The 14,703-nt window shown below is 66.5% G+C and carries 17 protein-coding genes; 8 read left to right on the top strand and 9 right to left on the bottom strand.

The features are described from left to right. Positions 1-81 precede the first annotated feature (81 nt). Both aat and infA read left to right on the top strand, forming a co-directional pair. On the top strand, positions 82-852 hold the full coding sequence (aat, locus tag AC3A4T_RS15950) for a leucyl/phenylalanyl-tRNA--protein transferase (RefSeq protein ID WP_487676244.1): 771 nt from the start codon (positions 82-84) through the stop codon (positions 850-852). 167 nt (positions 853-1,019) lie between these two features. Continuing rightward, a complete protein-coding gene (infA, locus tag AC3A4T_RS15945; RefSeq protein WP_031372296.1) occupies positions 1,020-1,238 on the top strand; it encodes a translation initiation factor IF-1 in 219 nt (72 codons plus the stop codon). 463 nt (positions 1,239-1,701) lie between these two features. On the opposite strand, the gene AC3A4T_RS15940 is transcribed toward infA, so the two are convergent. Continuing rightward, positions 1,702-1,911 (bottom strand): hypothetical protein, encoded by a 210-nt coding sequence (locus tag AC3A4T_RS15940; RefSeq protein ID WP_046656529.1) that lies wholly within the window; start codon positions 1,909-1,911, stop codon positions 1,702-1,704. A 75-nt stretch (positions 1,912-1,986) separates the two neighbouring features. On the opposite strand from AC3A4T_RS15940, the gene AC3A4T_RS15935 reads away from it, so the two are divergent. After that, the gene (locus AC3A4T_RS15935) at positions 1,987-2,604 is read left to right on the top strand and encodes a hypothetical protein (RefSeq protein ID WP_487676243.1); all 618 of its coding nucleotides are present in this window, start codon (positions 1,987-1,989) and stop codon (positions 2,602-2,604) included. Between the two features lie 99 nt (positions 2,605-2,703). After that, positions 2,704-3,054 carry a hypothetical protein gene (locus tag AC3A4T_RS15930; RefSeq protein ID WP_036102916.1) on the top strand — a complete coding sequence of 117 codons (351 nt, stop codon included), beginning with the start codon at positions 2,704-2,706 and terminating at the stop codon, positions 3,052-3,054. A 167-nt stretch (positions 3,055-3,221) separates the two neighbouring features. Here the strand turns inward: AC3A4T_RS15930 and AC3A4T_RS15925 are convergent, their stop codons facing one another. The 4 genes from AC3A4T_RS15925 to clpS all read right to left on the bottom strand — a co-directional run bounded on the left by AC3A4T_RS15925 (position 3,222) and on the right by clpS (position 6,792). Continuing rightward, a complete protein-coding gene (locus AC3A4T_RS15925) occupies positions 3,222-3,431 on the bottom strand; it encodes a hypothetical protein (protein ID WP_487676242.1) in 210 nt (69 codons plus the stop codon). 59 nt (positions 3,432-3,490) lie between these two features. After that, positions 3,491-3,685: a hypothetical protein gene (locus tag AC3A4T_RS15920; protein WP_487676241.1), complete on the bottom strand. Its 195-nt coding sequence runs from the start codon at positions 3,683-3,685 to the stop codon at positions 3,491-3,493. Between the two features lie 417 nt (positions 3,686-4,102). Further along, entirely contained in the window at positions 4,103-6,382 is a 2,280-nt protein-coding gene (clpA, locus tag AC3A4T_RS15915) for an ATP-dependent Clp protease ATP-binding subunit ClpA (protein WP_487676240.1), read from the bottom strand. A gap of 89 nt (positions 6,383-6,471) precedes the next feature. Continuing rightward, positions 6,472-6,792, bottom strand: a complete 321-nt coding sequence (gene clpS / locus AC3A4T_RS15910; RefSeq protein WP_036102919.1) for an ATP-dependent Clp protease adapter ClpS — start codon at positions 6,790-6,792, stop codon at positions 6,472-6,474. Between the two features lie 179 nt (positions 6,793-6,971). Here clpS and AC3A4T_RS15905 point away from each other — a divergent pair, with 179 nt between their 5' ends. Genes AC3A4T_RS15905 through hflD form a run of 4 tightly spaced genes read left to right on the top strand, consistent with a single transcriptional unit; the run spans position 6,972 to position 9,826 of the window. After that, positions 6,972-7,574 (top strand): YbjN domain-containing protein, encoded by a 603-nt coding sequence (locus AC3A4T_RS15905; protein WP_487676239.1) that lies wholly within the window; start codon positions 6,972-6,974, stop codon positions 7,572-7,574. Position 7,575: 1 nt separating this feature from the next. After that, the gene (locus AC3A4T_RS15900; protein WP_487676238.1) at positions 7,576-8,070 is read left to right on the top strand and encodes an NUDIX hydrolase; all 495 of its coding nucleotides are present in this window, start codon (positions 7,576-7,578) and stop codon (positions 8,068-8,070) included. A 5-nt stretch (positions 8,071-8,075) separates the two neighbouring features. Then, the gene (gene mnmA, locus AC3A4T_RS15895; RefSeq protein WP_487676237.1) at positions 8,076-9,218 is read left to right on the top strand and encodes a tRNA 2-thiouridine(34) synthase MnmA; all 1,143 of its coding nucleotides are present in this window, start codon (positions 8,076-8,078) and stop codon (positions 9,216-9,218) included. Continuing rightward, positions 9,218-9,826: a high frequency lysogenization protein HflD gene (gene hflD / locus AC3A4T_RS15890; protein ID WP_056114782.1), complete on the top strand. Its 609-nt coding sequence runs from the start codon at positions 9,218-9,220 to the stop codon at positions 9,824-9,826. The genes mnmA and hflD overlap by 1 nt, the downstream gene beginning before the upstream one ends. Before the next feature lie 565 nt (positions 9,827-10,391). Here the strand turns inward: hflD and AC3A4T_RS15885 are convergent. The 4 genes from AC3A4T_RS15885 to AC3A4T_RS15870 all read right to left on the bottom strand — a co-directional run bounded on the left by AC3A4T_RS15885 (position 10,392) and on the right by AC3A4T_RS15870 (position 14,639). Next, complete coding sequence (locus AC3A4T_RS15885) at positions 10,392-10,946, bottom strand: hypothetical protein (protein WP_487676236.1); 555 nt, start codon at positions 10,944-10,946, stop codon at positions 10,392-10,394. Between the two features lie 306 nt (positions 10,947-11,252). Further along, positions 11,253-13,853 carry a bifunctional aconitate hydratase 2/2-methylisocitrate dehydratase gene (acnB, locus tag AC3A4T_RS15880; RefSeq protein ID WP_487676235.1) on the bottom strand — a complete coding sequence of 867 codons (2,601 nt, stop codon included), beginning with the start codon at positions 13,851-13,853 and terminating at the stop codon, positions 11,253-11,255. 158 nt (positions 13,854-14,011) lie between these two features. After that, complete coding sequence (locus AC3A4T_RS15875; RefSeq protein WP_215498712.1) at positions 14,012-14,410, bottom strand: type II toxin-antitoxin system VapC family toxin; 399 nt, start codon at positions 14,408-14,410, stop codon at positions 14,012-14,014. Between the two features lie 4 nt (positions 14,411-14,414). After that, positions 14,415-14,639, bottom strand: a complete 225-nt coding sequence (locus tag AC3A4T_RS15870; RefSeq protein WP_487676234.1) for an AbrB/MazE/SpoVT family DNA-binding domain-containing protein — start codon at positions 14,637-14,639, stop codon at positions 14,415-14,417. Between the last annotated feature and the right edge of the window lie 64 nt (positions 14,640-14,703).

The raw sequence follows: 14,703 nt of genomic DNA, 5'->3' as shown, positions 1-14,703 counted from the left end.
CTACCTTCTGCTACGCCTGCCTCTTCCTCGCCGATCGCGCTTTTACCAATCCCGAATCCCAAATCCCCAATCCCCGCCCCCATGCGCCGCCTCCCCTTCCTGCTGCCCCCCGACCCCGCCGCGCCGTTCCCGCCGGGCGAACAGGCGCTGCGCGAGCCCGACGGGTTGCTCGCGGTCGGCGGCGATTTCCGCCCCGAGCGCCTGCTCAACGCTTATCGCCACGGCATCTTCCCGTGGCCGTCGGACGGCTATCCGCTGCTGTGGTGGTGCCCCGACCCGCGCACCGTGTTCCGCACCGACGCGCTGCGGCTGGCGTCGAAGTTCCGCCGCGCGCTGCGCCGCAGCGACTGGGTGGTGCGCGCCGATACCGCGTTCGAACAGGTCATCGCCGCGTGCGCGCAGGCGCCGCGGCCGGGCCAGGACGGCACCTGGATCAACGACGAGCTGCGCGAGGCCTATGTCGCCATGCACCGGCTCGGGCATGCGCATTCGGTCGAGGTCTACGACGGCGCGCAGCTGGCCGGCGGCCTGTACGGCATCGCGATCGGCCGGATGTTCTTCGGCGAGAGCATGTTCAGCGCCCGCCCGGGCGGCTCCAAGGTGGCGATCGCGGCGCTGGCGCGGCATCTGCATGCCTTGGGCTGGCCGTTGCTCGACGGCCAGGTCGAGAATCCGCACCTGCTGAGCCTGGGCGCGGTGTCGATGCCGCGGACGCAGTTCCTGGCCGAAGTCCAACGCTTGACCGCCCTGCCGGGGTTCGCGCCGGGGCCGTGGACCGCGCAGTTCGGCGACTACCCCGCCCGCGCGCTGGCCGATCCGGCGGTCGACGACGAGCCGCGCGCAGACGCCTGAGCACCGCGCAGCCTGCCGTTGCGCCCCACCACGCAGTCGGCGACCGGCGGGCTTCGGGGCCGGTTAACGGTTTTTTTGCGCCTGGGCCACTGCCGTGGCAGAATGTGCGGCTTCGCGGGCGCGCGACGCCCATCCTCGCGACATCGCGACTCCTCCTTGAGAACCACATGGCAAAAGACGACGTGATCGAATTCGAGGGCACGGTGGCGGAAACTCTTCCGAACACCATGTTCCGTGTGCGTCTCGAAAACGGGCACGAAATCATCGCCCACATCTCGGGTCGCATGCGCAAGAACTACATCCGCATCCTGACCGGCGACAAGGTCAAGGTGGAGATGACGCCCTACGACCTCACCAAGGGCCGCATCACCTACCGCATGAAGTAATCGCGGTAACTATCGAAAAAGGCGGCCATTGGCCGCCTTTTTCATGCCTGCGCCATGGCCTGGGCCGGGCGCGGCGGCCGCCTTTGCAGGGGCTGTGGCCGCGACGCTGGCAGGCGAGCGGTCTGGTCTCGCAATCGCTCGCGGTCGTCAGGTCGCGCCGATCGCCGGCCTGCCCGCAGGCCGTACAGGCATCGACTGGCGCGGCGCCCATGCCGGCGGTCAGCGAACGGGCGAACACGAACCCGGCCAATGCGCTCAGCGACAGATGCTCAAGATCAGGCTGAACCTCCCTGCCGCTTGATTGCCACGGCGAGCGTGCGGCGGCCGCCGGTGCGTAACGATCGTCCGCGGACCGGCGAGCCCAGGCCGGATCATCCGGCGGACCCGTGATCCGGCGCCCGCTTGGTCAACCCCCAGCGGACCGCACACGGTCCCGGTTCGGCCTCACCGGCCGATCAAGGCGCTACTCCAGCGGACAGCCGGCCGAGATCAGGCAGGTGCTGAAGTCGCCTTCGCACACCATATCGTCCTCCGGGCCGCCGCTTTCGCTCATGCACACGTTGTAGGCGATACGGCATTCGCGACAGGGATTGAGCGGCGGATGGGCGGCGACGGCCGAGCCAGCGAAGACGAAGGCGGCGACGGCGGTCAGGGTGAGCTTGCGCAAGTTCATGTGGTGCTCCTTTTCCATGGATCGGCGCGGGACCGCGGCCCCGGCCAGGGTGACTGCGCCGCGAACGCGGTCGCAGTGGCGAATCCCGATGCGTGCGAGCGAACGGGACGGTTACTGCAGGGGGCAGTTCTTACGGCGCAGGCAGTCGTCGCGCTGGTAGTCGCAATCGAGCTGACCCAGCTGCATGCATCGGTTGTACAGGTCGTAACAGATCTGACACGGACTGACCGCCGAACTCGCGGCGGTGAACGCGCTGCAACCGAACACGAAGGCGGCGAGCGCCGCCAGCGCGGACTTGGACAGTTCATGATGATCGTCTCCGGATCGTTCCGGCCATCGCTCAGGACGGCCGCCCGCGCCTTGCGGGCCGGTCGCACGCTAACACCGCCGCGGCAGGCGAATCGAGTTGCACTGCGGCATGCCGATGCGCTCGATCGTCGCGACGATGTCCGGCGCGAGAAAAAAACGCGAGCGCGCGCATCGAACCGACGACTCGATCACGAGGCGTTGTCGTCCGCCGTCGCACCACGCAACCGCGACGACGACGCAATCCACGCGAACGCGGCGCGACTCGACCGTTTCGGCAAACTCCGCGCATTCATCGATGCGAAAATCCGGCCACTCGCATCTTGCTCGCAACAATGCACGATGCATGCAACGGGCCGATGGTTTACAGCCGATCGCATACAGTGACGAAGGTCATAGCGACTTCTTTCAGATTCCATCCGCGCGCGATGCGTCTAGATTTCGCGGCAAGCTCAATCCGAGCCAGCCCCATCAAGGACGCCCCCAATGTCGCTGCTACGTACCGTCACCCTTACCTGTCTGCTGAGCTTGTCCGCGACCGCAGCGTCCGCGGCCACGCTCGATTCCTGCGTCGATCTGGGCGACAGCTCGCAGATCTCGCGCGCCGGCGCGCAGTTCATCGTGGTCAAGCACGACAGCGAGTTCTATCGCGTCGGCTTCCGTCAGACCTGTTCGGATCTGACCACCACCAACAAGATGGAAATCTCCAGCGAGCAGCAGGCCAACCGCCTGTGCCCGAACGGCAGCGTGGTCAAGACCGCGCGCGCCACCTGCGATGTCGGCAAGGTCGACAAGATCGACGAGGCCGCCTACGACCGTTACCGTCGTCAGCGCTGAGCCTGCGCCACGCGCGTTCCGCATGCGCCGCGCGCGGCCGGTGTTCGCGGAAAAGGCGGCCGAAAGGTCGCCTTTTTCGTATCCGCCGTCGAGATAAGCGGCTGCCGCCGCCGGCCAATGGCGAGGCGGCGCGAAACGCGCGGGCCCGTGCCGGACCCGCGCGACCCTTACTCCAGCGGGCAACCCGCCGAGATCAGGCACTGGCTGAAAGGTGTTTCGCAATCGAGGCTGCCGTCGAGGCCGCCGTTGTTCATGCAAAGCTGATACTGCGTGCGGCATTGCTTGCAGGGGTTCAACGGCGGCGGAACCGCCGCGACCACCGAAGCGGAGAACGCGAATGCGGCCAATGCCGCGAACAGGGTCTTGCGCGACTTCATGCAACCTCCTTATCCATGCATCCTGAGCGATACGTACGCGCGTTATCCAAAGCCGCGGTTCACCACGGCGGATTCGGGCAGCCGTAGCGGCTCAGGCACTGCGAGAGTTGGTACTCGCAGTTCTCCACGCCGGAGTTGACGCACTTGTTGTAACGCACCCAGCAGGTATCGCAGGCGTCGGCGGCCATCGCGGTGGTGACCACCGTGCAGCCGAACACGAACGCGGCCAAGGCCGCGAGAGAGCGCTTGTTCATCGAATCGGACTCCTGTTTCCAGTGAAAGCGGCCAACCGAGCCGCCGCCCGCACTCCGCGGGCGACTGGACGCTAGCACCGGCATCGCCTCGCGCTGACTAGCCCTGGCAGAACCGACAGGTCGCATGCGCGGATGGACGCCGCAGTTGCGACGCGTAACGCGTTTCGCGCGTTCGATCGCGTTGCGATGTGGCGCGGTGCAGCACGCGGCGATAACGGTTCGATGCGATCCGGCGCGCAGTGAATGCCGAGTGTCGCGCGGTAACGAACCTCGTCGAAACCGTCGCGCCAACTGCGGTGCGAAACCCGCGCTAACCGCGCACCGCACCAAGCAAGACCACGCGAGCACCCCCGCAAACGAAAAAAGCGGCCCGAAGGCCGCCTCTCTCTCATGCCGCCGCAAGCAGCGGCCATCCGATCACACCGTGGCCGGCAACAGCTTCTCCGGCTCGGCATGCGCCTCGACCACCAGTTCGTCGTTGGCGACGTCGATGGTGACCCGGCCGCCGTCGATCAGCTTGCCGAACAGCAGTTCGTCGGCCAGCGGACGCTTGATCTTGTCCTGGATCACGCGAGCCATCGGACGCGCGCCCATGAGCGGATCAAAGCCGTGCTGAGCCAGCCAGTCGCGCGCGGTCGGCGTGGCGGTCAGGGTCACGTTCTTGTCGTGCAACTGGCTTTCCAGCTCGATCAGGAACTTGTCGACCACCCGCAGGATGTGCTCGAAGCCCAGCGCTTGGAACTGCACCACCGCGTCGAGGCGGTTGCGGAATTCCGGGGTGAAGGCCTTGCGGATCGTTTCCATCGCGTCGGTGGAATGGTCCTGCTTGGTGAAGCCGATCGAACGCCGCGAGGCCTGGGCCGCGCCGGCATTGGTCGTCATCACCACGATCACGTTCTTGAAGTTGGCTTCGCGACCGTTGGTGTCGGTCAAGGTGCCGCGGTCCATGACCTGCAACAGGATGTTGAAGATGTCCGGATGCGCCTTCTCGACCTCGTCGAGCAGCAGCACGCAGTGCGGGGTCTTGACGATCTTCTCGGTCAGCAGGCCGCCCTGGTCGAAACCGACATAGCCCGGAGGCGCGCCGATCAGACGGCTGACCGAATGCGGCTCCATGTACTCGGACATGTCGAAGCGGACCAGTTCGATGCCCAGTTGCAGCGCGAGCTGCTTGGTCACCTCGGTCTTGCCCACGCCGGTCGGGCCGGAGAACAGGAAGTTGCCGATCGGCTTGTCCGGATTGCCCAGGCCCGAGCGCGCGAGCTTGATCGCCGAAGCGAGCGTCTCGATCGCCGGATCCTGGCCGAAGATCACCATCTTGAGGTTGCGCTCGAGATTGCGCAGCACGTCCTTGTCGTTGGCCGAGACCTGCTTGGTCGGGATGCGCGCCATCTTGGCCACGATCATCTCGACTTCCTCGATGTCGATCACCGCCTTGCGCGCCGACTCGGGCAGCAGACGCTGACGCGCGCCGGCCTCGTCGATCACGTCGATCGCCTTGTCCGGCAGCAACCGGTCGCCGATGTGCTTGACCGACAGGTCGACCGCGGCCTGCAACGCCTCGTCGGCGTAGGTCACGCCGTGGTGCGATTCGTACTTGGGCTTGAGGCCCTGCAGGATTTCGTAGGTTTCGCCCACGGTCGGCTCGACGATGTCGATCTTCTGGAAGCGCCGCGCCAGCGCGCGGTCTTTTTCGAAGATGCCGCGGTATTCCTGGAACGTGGTCGAACCGATGCAGCGCAGCTCGCCCGAGGACAGCGCCGGCTTGATCAGGTTGCTCGCGTCCATGGTGCCGCCGCTGGCGGAGCCGGCGCCGATGATGGTGTGGATCTCATCGACGAACAAGATCGCCTCGGGCTGCTTCTTGAGCTGCGCGAGCACGGCCTTGAGGCGCTTTTCGAAATCGCCGCGGTACTTGGTGCCGGCGACCAGCGCGCCCAGGTCGAGGGCGAAGATGGTCGCGTTGCGCAGCACCTCGGGCACTTCGCCGTCGACGATGCGCTTGGCCAGGCCCTCGGCGATCGCGGTCTTGCCCACGCCGGCTTCGCCGACGTAGAGCGGGTTGTTCTTCCGCCGGCGGCACAGCACCTGGATGGTGCGCTCGACTTCATCGCCGCGTCCGACCAGCGGGTCGATCTTGCCCTCGCGGGCGAGCTGGTTGAGGTTGCTGGCGAACTCGGCCAGGGCGTCGGACTTGCCTTCGCTGTCCGGCCCTTCCGGCGGCTTGGCCTCTTCCTCGTGGTGGCCCTGCCCGTCTTCGGCGCTGTGCTTGACGATGCCGTGCGACAGGTAATTGACCACGTCGAGCCGGGCCACGTCCTGCTGGTTGAGGAAGTAGACCGCGTGCGAATCCTTCTCGCCGAAGATCGCTACCAGCACGTTGGCGCCGGTGACCTCCTTCTTGCCCGAGGACTGGACGTGGTAGACCGCGCGCTGCAGCACCCGCTGGAACCCGAGCGTGGGCTGGGTGTCGCGGTCGACATCGTCGGGCAGGACCTGGACCGAGGTCGCGATGGCCTGCTCGAGATCGCTGCGCAGGCGCAGGAAGTCGGCTCCGGTCGCCTTGAGCACGGCTTCGGCCGAGGGGTTGTCGAGTAGTGCGAGCAGCAGGTGTTCGACCGTCATGTACTCATGGCGCGCTTCGCGGGCGCGCTTGTAGCACTGGCCGATGCTGTATTCGAGATCCTTGCTGAACATGGGGCGTAGCCTCCAGAACGTATGCACGCTACGTGGGGGCGCTCGCCGGCTTTTCCATGCCCCGCCCCAACGGGTGCGACAGCTCCCTTTTAGGCCCTTTCCATCGTGCACAGCAAGGGGTGCTGATGCAGTCTTGAAAATTCGTTCACCTGGGCGACCTTGGACTCGGCCACTTCGCGGGTGAAAACCCCGCATACGCCGCGGCCGCGGGTATGCACATGGAGCATGATCTGGGTCGCTTTTTCGACATTCATCGGGAAAAAGCGGGTCAGGACCTCGACAACGAAGTCCATCGGGGTGTAATCGTCGTTAAGCAGCAGTACGGAATACAGCGGCGGACGGGCGACTTCGGGCTTGCCGGTTTCCACCAGCACGCCGTGACTGTGTTCGTGTTCGGTCTGTTTTGCCATCGGAAGATTATAGACCGCTGCCCCGATCCGGGCGTGGGGTGGAGATGGCGCGGACGCGTGGCGGCCGCGTGACGACATGGACGCACCGCACGGCCGCATTGCAAAATGCCGCAGCGCCGCCATCTGTGTCGGAGCCGTCGGACTTATTTGCGCCGCCGCCGTTGAATTCAAGGACCCTCATGCGCCTGCCCCGTTGTCTGCTGCCCGTCGCCCTGCTCGCGCTGTCGCCGGTGGCCGCATTCGCCGCCGCCGAGCCGGCCGCCAAGACGGCGCCCAAGCAAACGCAGGCCAAGCAGGTAGAGGGCAAACAGGTAGAAGCCAGGACCGATCGCGGCGACGCGGCCCGGGCCGAGCCCGACGCCAATGCCTCCAAGGCCGGCGATGCGCGCATCCGCCAGCAGCTCGACGCCCTGGGCTACAAGTACCAGGTCGACGAGGACGGCGATTTCGTCCTGACCTTCGGCCTGGACGGCGACCGCAGCCAGATGGCCTATGTGCTGTCGAGCACCCAGAGCTACGGCAAGTTGCAGGTGCGCGAGGTGTGGTCGCCGGGGTATCGCGCCGCCGACCAGGACTTCCCGGCCGATGTCGCCAACCGCCTGCTCGAGGACAGCCATCTGAGCAAGATGGGCGGCTGGGTCAAGCAGGACGGGGTCGCGGTGTTCGTGGTCAAGCTCGATGCCGGCGCGGCCCAGGACGATCTGGACGACGCCATCGACTACGTGGTCCGCGCCGCCGACCAGATGGAAGCCCTGCTCACGCCGGGCAAGGACGAATTCTGACGTGAGCTACCGCGAAGGCCGTTTCTGGCAACCCGACGTCACCGTCGCCACGATCGTGGTCGAGGGCGGCCGCCTGTTGATGGTCGAAGAGACCGTCGGCGGGCAATTGGTGATCAACCAGCCTGCCGGGCACCTGGAACCCGACGAGAGCCTGCTCGACGCGGCGCGGCGCGAGACCCTGGAGGAAACCGGCTGGGACGTGCGCCTGACCGCCTTCATCGGCGCCTATCAGTGGAAAGCACCGTTGCAGCCCGACGGCTCCGGTGGCCGTCATTACCTGCGCTTCGCCTTCGCCGCCGAACCGGTCCGGCACCACGCCGAGCGCGCGCTCGACGAAGGCATCGTGCAGGCGCTGTGGATGACCCCGGCCGAACTGCAGGCGCGCGCGCCGCAGCACCGCGGCCCGCTGGTGTGGCAGGTCGTGGCCGATTACCTGGGCGGACGCCGCCATTCGCTGGACCTGGTGCAGCACATGGTCTCGCCCGAACCGCTGTGACCGTCATGGCAGGGTCGGCGGACACCATCGTGGGCATGTCGGGCGGGGTCGATTCCTCGGTCGCCGCGCTGTTGCTGCGCGACAGCGGCGAGGCGCTGTCGGGATTGTTCATGCAGAACTGGGCCGACGACGGGTCGGGCGATTGCCGCGCCGAGGACGACCGCCGCGACGCGGTCGCGGTATCCGGCCGACTCGGCCTGCCGATCCACTTCCGCGATTTCTCCGGCGAATACTGGGCCGGGGTGTTCGAGCATTTCGTCGCCGAATACGCCGCCGGCCGCACGCCGAACCCGGACGTGCTGTGCAACCGCGAAATCAAGTTCAAGTATTTCCTCGACGCCGCGCAGCAACTGGGCGCGCGCTACATCGCGACCGGTCATTACGCGCGGGTCGATCAGGGGCCCGACGGCCGCTTCCGCCTGCTGCGCGCGCTCGACCGTAGCAAGGACCAGAGTTATTTCCTGCACCAGCTGGGCCAGACGCAGCTGTCGGCGACCAAGTTCCCGCTCGGCGAACTGCTCAAGCGCGACGTGCGCGAGATGGCGCGCATGGCCGCATTGCCGACCGCGGCGAAGAAGGATTCCACCGGCATCTGCTTCATCGGCGAACGCGATTTCCGCGAGTTCCTGTCGCGCTATCTGCCGGCGAAGCAAGGCGAGATCCGCACCCCGGACGGGCGCGTGGTCGGTACGCATGCTGGCGTGTTCTACTTCACTCTTGGCCAGCGCGAAGGCCTCAACATCGGCGGCGTGCGCGGGTTCGAACCGGCGCCGTGGTACGTGATCGGCAAGAACGTGGCCAGCAACGTGCTCTACGTCGACCAGGGCAGCGACAGCCCGTGGCTGCATTCGCAGCGGCTGCGCTCGGAAACCGCGCACTGGATCGCCGGCGCCCCGCCCGCGGCGCGTTTCGCCTGCACCGCGCAGACCCGCTATCGCCAGGCCGATCAGGACTGCGAGGTCACGGTACTCGACGACGGCAGCGTGGACGTCGTGTTCCGCGAACCGCAGCGCGCGGTTACTCCGGGCCAGTCGCTGGTGCTGTACGCCGGCGAGGTCTGCCTCGGCGGCGCGGTGATCGCCACGACCGACGCGCCGGCCTGCGACCGTCCGCTTTCATCCCCCTCTATTCTTACCGCGAGCTCGTAATGGCCGATCTTTCCGAACGCGTTCTCGCCCTCGCCGGCCTCGCCCAGGCCCTGGCCCAGGTGCGGCGCATCGCCGATACCGGCCAGGCCAACGCGGCCGTGCTCGGCACCTGCCTGGACTCGGTGTTCCGTATCGATGCGTCCTCGACCGCCGCGGTCTACGGCGGCGCCGCCAACCTGCGCCCGGGGCTGACCTTGCTGCAGGACTATCTGGTCAACCGGGTCAGCGACGAACACCTGCCGCGCCTGGCGATGGCGGTGCTGCAACTGGAGCGCCGCTTCGTGCGCGATCAGGCGATGACCGACAAGGTCCTGCGCAGCATCCACGACCAGGCCACCGCCGCGCATCGCCTCGGCAGCAGCCATCCCGACGTTATCGCCGCCCTCGGCACGCTCTACGCCGACACCCTGAGCCACCTGCGCCCGCGCGTGCTGGTGCAGGGCAACCCGCATTACCTCGGCCAGCCCGGCGTGGTCGCCGAAGTGCGCGCCGTGCTGCTGGCGTCGGTGCGCTCGGCGGTGCTGTGGCGGCAGTTGGGCGGCAGCTATTGGGACATTTTGCTGCGGCGGCGGGCGATGGTGGATTCGATCGAGGAGCGGTTGGGTTGAGGGCTTGGGGTGGCGGCGATGCTGGCGTCCGGGTTGACGCTTGGCAGCGTGACCTTGAGTCGCAGCGTGCGAGCAGAACAACCTCCGTGTAGCTGACGCCGTATGGCGTGATTCGCGGTCGCAGCTTACGCAGCTCCTACAGGGCGCTGTCCGACCGCATCGCGATTTGGACGGAGCGACTGTAGGAGCGGCGCGAGCCGCGACCGCGACACTTCGCTGATTGCGCTGGCTTGTCGTGGCGACGTGGTCGCGCATCGCTACCGGAACAAACTCCATGCAGCTGTCGCCGGGTGGCGTGATTCGCGGTCGCAGCTTACGCAGCTCCTACAGGGAGCTGTCCAGCCACGCCGCGATTGGGTGGAGCGACTGTAGGAGCGGCATAAGCCGCGACCGCGACACTTCGCTGATTGCGCTGGCTTGTCGTGGCGACATGGTCGCCGCTTGAGGCCGGAACAAACTCCATGGAACTGACGCCGGATGGCGTGGTTCGCTGTCGCGGCTTGCGCCGCTCCTACAGGGGCTGTCGGGGTGCGTCACGACCGGGACGAGCGACGCGTTGGCCGGGTCAGTAATTCATCCGGTATTCGCAGCCCACCATGGTCTTGCCGGGGTGGGTGGTGATCGTGCTCACGGTTTGCACGATCGTCGCCTCGATGCCGTCGCCGATCGGCTGCACCTTCACGGTGCGCGTGCGGATGTGTTGGGCCAGCGGTTCAGTACTCGGGCTGAGTTTCAACTCGGTCGACAGGGCATCGACGTGATCGCCGTCCAGCACCGCCAGCAGCCCCTGCCCCGCCATCATCACTTGCTTGGTCGCGTGGCCGTGGACGGTCACCGGCTTGGGCAGGTTCATCACCGCGACGAAGGAATTTTCGTCCTTGACCAGGCTCCAACCCGCCAGCGCCGGTTGCGCCGGCTTTTCGTAATAAATCGGCGTCAGCGCGCTGCCCAGTCGTTCGTATTCGGCGCGATCGGCCTGGCAGGTCAGCACTTTGACCAGTGCGGCCTGCACTTCGGCGGCGTCGCGGTAGTTTTCGTCTTCGGCGGTCGCCGCCAGAGGCAGGGCGAAGACCGTCGCCAACGCGGCGGCGGATACGAAACGGAGCGAGCATCGGTTCATTGCGAAATCCTTATCGGGGGTAGGTTGATGACGAGCGGATGGGGCGAAATCCCCCACTCGCCCGCCTTGATCGGCGCGATTCAGGCCGACATGTCCGGACACTTCAACCTCATGACGGGATGAAGCCCTGGATATTCGGCTACGCCGAAGTAAAGCCGAGCCCGCTTTCGCGGGAGTGACGAGCGAAGCCGCTGTCGCCTGCATTCAAACAACGGCGAAGCCGTCGGCGCATCGTATCGGCAAACAAAAACCCCGGCCTTGGCCGGGGTTTGTTCGCGCACGCCGCGTCGCCAGCCTATAGCCAACTCAGGCCGCGGCGACGGTGTCGGCAACCGACTTGTAGTCTTCGATCTGATCGAAGTTCATGTAGCGGTAGATCTTGTCGCCGTCGGCCTTGAGCACGCCGACGTCCGCCATGTACTCCTCGCGGGTCGGGATGCGGCCCAGACGCGAGCAGATCGCGGCCAGTTCGGCCGAACCCAGATACACGTTGGTGTTGCGGCCCAGACGGTTCGGGAAGTTGCGGGTGCTGGTGGAAAACACGGTCGCGCCCTCGCGCGCCTGCGCCTGGTTGCCCATGCACAGCGAGCAGCCCGGCATTTCCATGCGCGCGCCAGCCGTGCCGAAGGTCCCGTAGTGGCCTTCCTTCGTGAGTTCGGACGCGTCCATCTTGGTCGGCGGCGCGACCCACAGGCGGGTCGGGATATCGCGCTTGCCTTCCAGCAACTTCGCCGCGGCGCGGAAGTGGCCGATGTTGGTCATGCACGAACCGATGAACACTTCGTCGATGACCGCGCCGGACACCGCCGACAGGGTCTTCACGTCGTCGGGATCGTTCGGGCAGGCGACGATCGGCTCGACGATCTGGTTGAGGTCGATGTCGATGACCGCGGCGTACTCGGCATCGGCGTCGCCTTCCAGCAACTGCGGGTTGGCCAGCCAGCCTTCCATCGCCTTGATCCGGCGCGCCAGCGAACGCGGGTCGGCGTAGCCCTCGGCGATCATCCACTTGAGCAGGGTGATGTTGCTGGTCAGGTACTCGATGATCGGTTCCTTATCCAGCTTCACGGTGCAGCCTGCGGCGGAACGTTCGGCCGAGGCGTCGGACAGTTCGAACGCCTGCTCGACCTTGAGCTGCGGCAGACCTTCGATCTCCAGGATGCGGCCGGAGAAGATGTTCTTCTTGCCCTGCTTGGCGACGGTCAGCAGACCGCTGTTGATCGCGGCCAGCGGGATCGCGTTGACCAGGTCGCGCAGGGTCACGCCGGGCTGCATTTCGCCGGAGAAACGCACCAGCACCGACTCGGGCATGTCCAGCGGCATCACGCCGGTGGCCGCGGCGAACGCAACCAGGCCGGAGCCGGCCGGGAACGAGATGCCGACCGGGAAACGCGTGTGCGAATCGCCGCCGGTGCCGACGGTGTCGGGCATCAGCATGCGGTTGAGCCACGAGTGGATCACGCCGTCGCCCGGACGCAGCGAGATGCCGCCGCGGTTGCTGATGAAGGCCGGCAGATCGTGATGGGTCTTGACGTCGACCGGCTTCGGGTAGGCCGCGGTGTGGCAGAACGACTGCATGACGAGGTCGGCCGAGAAGCCCAGGCAAGCCAAGTCCTTCAACTCGTCGCGGGTCATCGGACCGGTGGTGTCCTGCGAACCCACCGAGGTCATCTTCGGCTCGCAGTAGGTGCCCGGACGGATGCCCGGCTGCTTGCCGTCGACTTCCGGCACGCCGCAGGCGCGGCCGACCATCTTCTGCGCCAGCGAGTAACCCTTGCCGGTGTCGGCCGGGTTGGTCGGCAGGCGAAACAGGGTCGAGGTCGGCAGGCCGAGCGCTTCGCGCGCCTTCGCGGTCAGGCCGCGGCCGACGATCAGCGGGATGCGGCCGCCGGCGCGGACTTCGTCCAGCAGCACGTCGGACTTCAGCGCGAACTGCGCGATCACTTCGCCGTTCTTGAACGCCTTGCCGTCGTAGGGACGCAGTTCGATCACGTCGCCCATGTTCATCTGCGACACGTCGAGTTCGATCGGCAGCGCGCCGGCGTCTTCCATGGTGTTGTAGAAGATCGGCGCGATCTTCGAACCCAGGCATACGCCGCCGAAGCGCTTGTTCGGGATGAAGGGGATGTCTTCGCCGGTGAACCACAGCACCGAGTTGGTCGCCGACTTGCGGCTGGAACCGGTGCCGACCACGTCGCCGACGTAAGCCACGAGGTGGCCCTTGTCCTTGAGCGATTCGATGAAGGCGATCGGGCCGCGCTTGCCGTCTTCTTCCGGCTCGATGCCGTCGCGCTTGTTCTTGAGCATCGCCAGCGCGTGCAGCGGGATGTCCGGACGGGTGGTCGCGTCAGGCGCCGGCGACAGGTCGTCGGTATTGGTCTCGCCGGTCACCTTGAACACGGTGACGGTCAGGCTTTCGGGCACTTGCGGGCGGCTGGTGAACCATTCCGCGTCGGCCCAGCTTTGCAGCACGCTCTTGGCGTGGGCGTTGCCGTTCTCGGCCTTTTCCTGCACGTCGTGGAAGGCGTCGAACACCAGCAGGGTCTTCTTCAAGGCTTCGGCGGCGATCGGCGCGACCTGCGCATCGTCGAGCAGATCGACCAGCGGCAGGATGTTGTAACCGCCGAGCATGGTGCCGAGCAGCTCGGTCGCGCGTTCGCGGCTGATCAGCGCGTTCTTTTCGCTGCCCAGCGCGAGCGCGGCCAGGTACGAGGCCTTGACCTTGGCCGCGTCGTCGACGCCGGCCGGAACGCGGTAGGTGATCAGGTCGAGCAGGAACTGTTCCTCGCCGGCCGGCGGCGCCTTCAGCAGCTCGATGACATCGGCAGTCTGCTGGGCGGTCAGGGGCAGCGGCGGAATGCCCAGCGCGGCGCGCTCGGCGATGTGGTGGCGATAGGCTTCCAACATGAACAAATCTCCGCGTGAATCTGGGTGGAAAAAATCTGAGTAAACGAGCTGGATGAAACGGGTTCGGTAAACGGGTTCGGTAGACGGGTGGAGCGCAACGGGTTGGGTCACAGGCTTGGTCGGAGCAGAAGCGATTGAATCGACCGGTGTCACATGGCTCAGGCTTGCGGCACGATCAGCTTCAGGCCCTTGAAGTAGTCGCGGTAAAACGTGTCGTTCCAAGTGATCAGGCCGTCGCACTGCAGCAAGGCGTGGGCGCCGGTCAGGAAATCGCCGAGGCCGCGCGGTCCGCCGCCGCGTTGGCGGTGACGGCGATGCATCTCGCCCGCGCGCAACGCCGACTTGGCCTCCAGCGCGCTGAAATGGATGCCCATTTCTTCCAGCGCCTCCTGCACTTCGGCGCCGCCGCGCAGCGCCGCGCAGATCTGCGCCAGGCTGATGTCGCACACCACCACGCGGCCGCCGACCAGGCTCTGGCGCAGGCAGGACTCGACCGCGTCCGCCTGCGGGCCGTCGCTCAGCAATTCGATCAGGACCGGCGAGTCGACCGCGATCACCGGCTCACTCCTCCTCGCGCACCGCGCGCGCGGCGCCTTCGCTGGAGTCGAAGCCGTCCAGGGCGAACTTGCCGCGCGCCTTGGAGATCGCGTCGTCCACGCTCTTGCGCAGGATGATGCGACTGCCGTCCAGCTCGACCTTCAGCAGCGTGCCCTTGGTCAGGCCGAGGGCATCGCGCACCGATTTGGGAAGGGTGATCTGGCCTCGTTCGGCGACGGTCGCTTCCATGGGCAGGCTCCAGCAGGTATGTACGCATTATACATACCTGAGCCGGCATACCGGCGGCTGCCCC

The organism is Lysobacter sp. Soil_N_51, from assembly GCF_057655755.1.
This window is presented reverse-complemented; position numbering and strand designations above follow the sequence as displayed.